Genomic DNA, 5,715 nt, shown 5'->3' with positions numbered 1-5,715 from the left:
GGGCGCGGCATCCGTCCGCGTGAAGGTCAGGCCTTCGCCATCCCGTAGATCGGGCTGACGGACTGCTCCGCCTCGTGGTCGGGGCCGAGCGGGATGCCGGAGCGGTCGCGGAGCAGCAGCGTCGCGAGGAGGCCGATGACCGTCATCCCGGCGAGGTACCACGTGACCGACACCGTCGAGCCGGTCGCCTGCACCAGCGCCGTCGCGATGGTCGGGGCGAAGGCGCCGCCGAGGATCGCGCCGATCGCGTACGAGATCGAGACGCCCGAGAAGCGGATGGATGCCGGGAACAGCTCGGAGTACAGCGCGGCCTGCGGCCCGTACGTGAAGCCGAGGCCGAACGTGAGGATCGCGAGGCCGAGGAACAGCAGCCAGATGTTACCCGTGTTCACGAGCGGGAACAGCAGGAAGACGCCGACGAGCTGCAGGATCCAGCCGATGATGTACGTCGTGCGGCGGCCGATGCGGTCGGACACGAAGCCGGCCGTGAGCGTCGACAGCAGCCACGTCACCGCAGAGCCGGCGACGGCCCAGAGCACGGGTCCTCGCTCGAGGGCGAGCGGACCCTCGGGGTTGGTCGAGTAGCCCTGGATGTAGCCGCCGGTCGTCATGTAGCCCACGGCGTTGTTGCCGGCGAAGACCAGCGCGGCGATGAAGACCAGCAGCGTGTGCTTGCGGAACAGCTGGACGATCGGCGTCTTGGCCTTCTCCTTGCGGGCTGCGAGCTCAGTGAACACGGGGCTCTCCTCGACGCGACGGCGCACGTAGTAGCCGATGAAGATCAGCACCACGCTGAGCAGGAACGGCACTCGCCAGCCCCACACCAGGAAGGCGTCGCCGGGCGCGATCATCGCCATGACGGCCATGACGCCCGAGGCGAGCAGCAGGCCGAGGGGAACGCCGATCTGCGGGGAGGCGCCGAAGGCTCCGCGTCGGGTGCGCGGGGCGTGCTCGACGGCCATCAGGACCGCGCCGCCCCACTCGCCGCCCGCCGAGATGCCCTGCAGGATGCGCAGCAGCACCAGCAGGATCGGCGCCCAGACGCCGATGGCCTCGTAGGTGGGCAGCACGCCGATCAGCGCGGTCGCGGCGCCCATCAGGATCAGCGTCCACATGAGCACGACCTTGCGGCCGTACTTGTCGCCGAAGTGGCCGGCCAGGAAGGCGCCGAGCGGGCGGAACAGGAAGCTCACGCCGACGGTGGCGAAGGCCACGATCGCGCTGTTCGCACCGAGCGGCGCGAAGAACAGCTGGCCGAAGACCAGGCCGACCGCTGTGGCGTAGATGAAGAAGTCGTACCACTCGACGGTGGTGCCGACGACGGTCGCGAAGACGACGCGGCGGCGATCGACGGGGCTGGCGATGGTGCCCGTGGGCGTGAAACCCTGTGGGGGCTGTGAGCTGCTCATTCGTGACTCCTGTGTCGGGTGACGTCTTCGTCGGCGGCGAACTGAGGGCGGTTGCCGGATGTGCGACGATCATATACGATTTCGCATACGACGCAAGAGTGAGGGAGCTCGAATGGATGAGAAGACGGATGCCGTCGCCACGGGGAATCCCGGATCCTCGGCCGATCCCCGCTTCGCGGCCCTCCCCGCCCGGCCCGGCAAGATCGTCGCCGTCCACCTCAGCTACGCGTCCCGCGCGGATCAGCGCGGGCGCCGGCCGCAGCATCCGTCGTACTTCTTCAAGCCGTCGAGCTCTGTCGCCGCCTCGGGAAGCACCATCGAGCGGCCCGCGGGCACCGAGCTGCTGGCCTTCGAGGGTGAGATCGCGCTCGTGATCGGCAGCACTGCGCGACGCGTATCGCTCGCCGACGCCTGGTCGCATGTGGCCGGGATCACCGCGGCCAACGACTTCGGCCTGTACGACCTGCGCGCGAACGACAAGGGATCGAACGTGCGGTCGAAGGGCGGCGACGGCTACACGCCCATCGGCCCCGCCCTCATCGACGCCGCCCTCGTCCACCCCGACGCGCTGCGCGTGCGGACCTGGCTGAACGGCGCCCTGGTCCAAGACGACACGGCCGCGGGCATGATCTTCCCGCTCACGCAGCTCGTCGCCGACCTGTCGCAGCACTTCACCCTCGAGCCGGGCGACGTGATCCTCACCGGGACGCCGGCCGGCTCTTCCGTGGCACAGCCCGGCGATGTGGTCGAGGTGGAGGTCGACGTACCCGGCGGGCCGTCCTCCGGGCGCCTGGTGACGACGGTCGTCCAGGGCACCGCGGACTTCGACCCCGACCTCGGCTCGCTTCCCGCAGCCGACGATCTGCAGCGCGCCGAGGCATGGGGATCCCGTGAGGCCGCCTCCTCCCGGTTGTTGAGCGAGCGAGGAACGCGGTCATTGAGCGAGCGAGGAACGAGCGAGACGAAACGGGCCGAACCGACCAGCAACGGCGGCGAAGCGCGTTTCGACTCGCAAGGTCGCTCAACGACCGGAATCAGTGCCGCCCTCCGCGCGAAGCTCGAGGCCGTGCCCGTCGCGGGGCTCTCGGCGCAGCTGCGCAAGCGCGGGCTGAACAACGTGCACATCGACGGCGTGCGGCCGCTCCGCGCTGCCGACTCGCCGGATAGGGAATCGAAGCTGGTCGGCACCGCGCGGACGCTCCGCTTCGTGCCCAACCGCGAAGACCTGTTCGCCTCCCACGGCGGCGGCTACAACGCGCAGAAGCGCGTGTTCGACGCGGTCGGCGACGGCGAGGTCGTCGTGATCGAGGCGCGCGGCGACGCCGGCTCCGGCACGTTGGGCGACATCCTCGCGATCCGCGCCCACGCCCGCGGCGCCGCGGGCATCGTCACCGACGGAGGAGTCAGGGATGCCGCAGCCGTCGCGGCCGTCGGCATTCCGGTCTACTCCTCCGGCGCCCACCCGGCCGTCCTCGGCCGCAAGCACGTGCCGTGGGACGCCGACCTCACGATCGCGTGCGGCGGCACGACGGTCCAGCCGGGGGACGTCATCGTCGGCGACGCCGACGGGGTCGTGGTGATCCCGCCGGACATCGTCGAGGAGGTCGTCGACGCCGCGCTCGCCCAGGAGGACGAGGACGCGTGGATCGCCGAGCGCGTCGCGGAGGGGCATCCGGTCGACGGGCTCTTCCCGATGAACGCCGAGTGGCGGGCGCGGTTCGAAGCCGCGCGAGAGGCGAGCGCGGCAGTTTCCGGCGAACGCCCGGCGACCCAGACGCAGCGGCCGCAGGGAACTGCAACGCTCGAAGACCGGGAGGCCGGACGATGACCCCCGACACGACGACGACTTTCAGCAAGTCGCAGCTCGCGTACCGCTGGGTGAAAGAGCGGATCGCCAACCAGGAGTTCACCCCGGGATACCGGCTGGTGCTGGGCAGCATCGCGGGCGATCTCGACATGAGCGTCGTGCCGGTGCGCGAGGCGATCCGCCAGCTCGAGGCCGAAGGGCTCGTCACCTTCGAGCGCAACGTCGGCGCGCGGGTGTCGATGGTCGACGACTCGCAGTACCGCTCGAGCATGCAGTCGCTGTCGATCCTCGAGGGCGCCGCCACCGCCCTGGCGGCGCGCCGGCTCACGGCCGACGACATCCGCGCCGCACGGCGGATCAACGAGCTGATGATCGAGACCCTCGAGCACTTCGACCCGCGGGCGTTCACCGGCCTGAACCAGGAGTTCCACGCGGCGCTGTACTCGAAGTGCGCCAACCCGCGCATGCTCGAGCTCGTCGAAGCGGAGTGGGGGCGGCTGGGACACCTGCGCGATTCGACGTTCAGCTTCGTCCCCGGCCGCGCGGCGGAGTCCGTGCGCGAGCACGAGAACATCCTGCAGCTGATCGAGACCGGCGCACCTCTCGGCGAGATCGAGAAGGCCGCGCGGCGGCATCGCTCGGCGACGCTCGATGCGTACATGATCCACGAGCACCCCGACGAGGCCCTGGGCCTCCCGGCGTTCTGAAGCTTCCGGATGCCGGAACCACCGGCATCCGGATCACGACCTCCGACGAAGGAGCAGCAATGACCGACACCGCAACCACCACGGAGACGCGCCACGTGCCCGAGGGCCTGCCCGAGCGCATCCAGCACTACATCGACGGCGCGTTCGTCGACTCGGCCGACGGCGACACGTTCGACGTGCTCGACCCGGTGACGAACGAGACCTACGTGCGGGCCGCGGCCGGCAAGAAGGCCGACATCGACCGGGCCGTGGCCGCCGCGCGGCGCGCCTTCACCGACGGGCCCTGGCCACGGATGCTGCCGCGCGAGCGCTCGCGCGTGCTGCACCGCATCGCCGACATCGTCGAGTCCCGCGACGCGCGGCTCGCCGAGCTCGAGTCCTTCGACTCGGGGCTGCCGATCACGCAGGCCCTCGGTCAAGCACGCCGCGCGGCCGAGAACTTCCGGTTCTTCGCCGACCTGATCGTCGCGCAGGCCGATGACGCCTATAAGGTGCCGGGCCGCCAGATGAACTACGTCAACCGCAAGCCGATCGGCGTCGCCGGGCTCATCACGCCGTGGAACACGCCGTTCATGCTCGAGTCGTGGAAGCTCGGCCCGGCCCTCGCGACCGGAAACACCGTCGTGCTCAAGCCCGCCGAGTTCACGCCGCTGTCGGCGTCGCTCTGGGCCGGCATCTTCGAAGAGGCGGGGCTGCCGCAGGGCGTGTTCAATCTCGTGAACGGACTGGGAGAGGATGCCGGCGACGCGCTGGTGAAGCATCCCGACGTCCCGCTCATCTCGTTCACGGGCGAGAGCCGCACCGGCCAGCTGATCTTCGGCAACGCCGCGCCGTTCCTGAAAGGCCTGTCGATGGAGCTTGGCGGCAAGTCGCCCGCCGTGGTCTTCGCCGACGCGGACCTCGAGGCGGCGATCGACGCCACGATCTTCGGCGTCTTCTCGCTCAACGGCGAGCGCTGCACCGCGGGCTCGCGCATCCTCGTGGAGCGGTCGGTGTACGACGAGTTCGTCGAGCGCTATGCGGCGCAGGCCGAGCGCGTCGTGGTCGGCTACCCGCACGACCCGAAGACCGAGGTCGGGGCGCTCGTGCACCCCGAGCACTACGACAAGGTGATGAGCTACATCGAGATCGGCAAGCGCGAGGCGCGCCTCGTCGCCGGGGGCGGCCGCCCCGAGGGGTTCGACGGCGGCAACTTCGTGCGCCCGACGGTGTTCGCCGATGTCGCGCCCGACGCGCGCATCTTCCAGGAGGAGATCTTCGGCCCGGTCGTCGCCATCACGCCCTTCGACACCGACGAAGAGGCGCTCGAGCTCGCCAACGGCGTCAAGTACGGGCTCGCGGCCTACGTCTGGACGAACGACCTCAAGCGCGCCCACAACTTCTCGCAGGCGATCGAGGCCGGCATGGTGTGGCTCAACTCGAACAACGTCCGCGACCTGCGAACGCCGTTCGGCGGGGTGAAGGCCTCCGGCCTCGGCCACGAGGGCGGCTACCGCTCGATCGACTTCTACACCGACCAGCAGGCGGTGCACATCACGCTCGGCCCGGCGCACAACCCGACCTTCGGCAAAGCCGACGCGCACGAGCCGACCGACCTCGACGATCCCGACCCGCGCTGACGTTTCGTCCCGGTCGCTTCGCTCCCCCGCTCGACGACCACGATCCCGGTCGTTGAGCGAGTGAGGAACGAGCGAGACGAAACGCCCCGCGCCGGGCGCCGCCGGCCGGCCCGACGCGTTTCGTCTCGGTCGCTCGCGCTCCCTCGCTCAACGACCGCTATGCACCTCACCCC

4 protein-coding genes are annotated in these 5,715 nt (G+C 70.2%); 3 read left to right on the top strand and 1 reads right to left on the bottom strand.

Annotated elements, in window-relative coordinates; translation table 11 throughout:
* Nucleotides 1-26: 26 nt before the first annotated feature.
* On the bottom strand, nt 27-1,409 hold the full coding sequence (locus tag B1729_RS18860; protein ID WP_163617587.1) for an MFS transporter: 1,383 nt from the start codon (nt 1,407-1,409) through the stop codon (nt 27-29).
* 112 nt (nt 1,410-1,521) lie between these two features.
* Here B1729_RS18860 and B1729_RS18855 point away from each other — a divergent pair, with 112 nt between their 5' ends.
* The 3 genes from B1729_RS18855 to hpaE are packed head-to-tail and all read left to right on the top strand — an operon-like array spanning nt 1,522 to nt 5,542.
* Nucleotides 1,522-3,237: a fumarylacetoacetate hydrolase family protein gene (locus B1729_RS18855; protein WP_163634325.1), complete on the top strand. Its 1,716-nt coding sequence runs from the start codon at nt 1,522-1,524 to the stop codon at nt 3,235-3,237.
* Nucleotides 3,234-3,923 carry a GntR family transcriptional regulator gene (locus B1729_RS18850; RefSeq protein ID WP_163617585.1) on the top strand — a complete coding sequence of 230 codons (690 nt, stop codon included), beginning with the start codon at nt 3,234-3,236 and terminating at the stop codon, nt 3,921-3,923. The genes B1729_RS18855 and B1729_RS18850 overlap by 4 nt, the downstream gene beginning before the upstream one ends.
* A gap of 59 nt (nt 3,924-3,982) precedes the next feature.
* Complete coding sequence (hpaE, locus tag B1729_RS18845) at nt 3,983-5,542, top strand: 5-carboxymethyl-2-hydroxymuconate semialdehyde dehydrogenase (RefSeq protein WP_163617584.1); 1,560 nt, start codon at nt 3,983-3,985, stop codon at nt 5,540-5,542.
* The last annotated feature ends 173 nt before the right edge of the window (nt 5,543-5,715 follow it).

Source organism: Microbacterium sp. B35-04, from assembly GCF_010634885.1.
Classification (GTDB): Bacteria; Actinomycetota; Actinomycetes; order Actinomycetales; family Microbacteriaceae; genus Microbacterium.
Note: the sequence above shows the minus strand (reverse complement) of the source record. Positions and strands in the feature narration are given on the sequence as shown.

What these genes read in the sequence shown, in the direction of transcription:
- B1729_RS18860 (WP_163617587.1), bottom strand. Translation starts at nt 1,409, where the DNA reads ATGAGCAGCTCACAGCCCCCACAGGGTTTCACGCCCACGGGCACCATC.
- B1729_RS18855 (WP_163634325.1), top strand. Translation starts at nt 1,522, where the DNA reads ATGGATGAGAAGACGGATGCCGTCGCCACGGGGAATCCCGGATCCTCG.
- B1729_RS18850 (WP_163617585.1), top strand. Translation starts at nt 3,234, where the DNA reads ATGACCCCCGACACGACGACGACTTTCAGCAAGTCGCAGCTCGCGTAC.
- hpaE (WP_163617584.1), top strand. Translation starts at nt 3,983, where the DNA reads ATGACCGACACCGCAACCACCACGGAGACGCGCCACGTGCCCGAGGGC.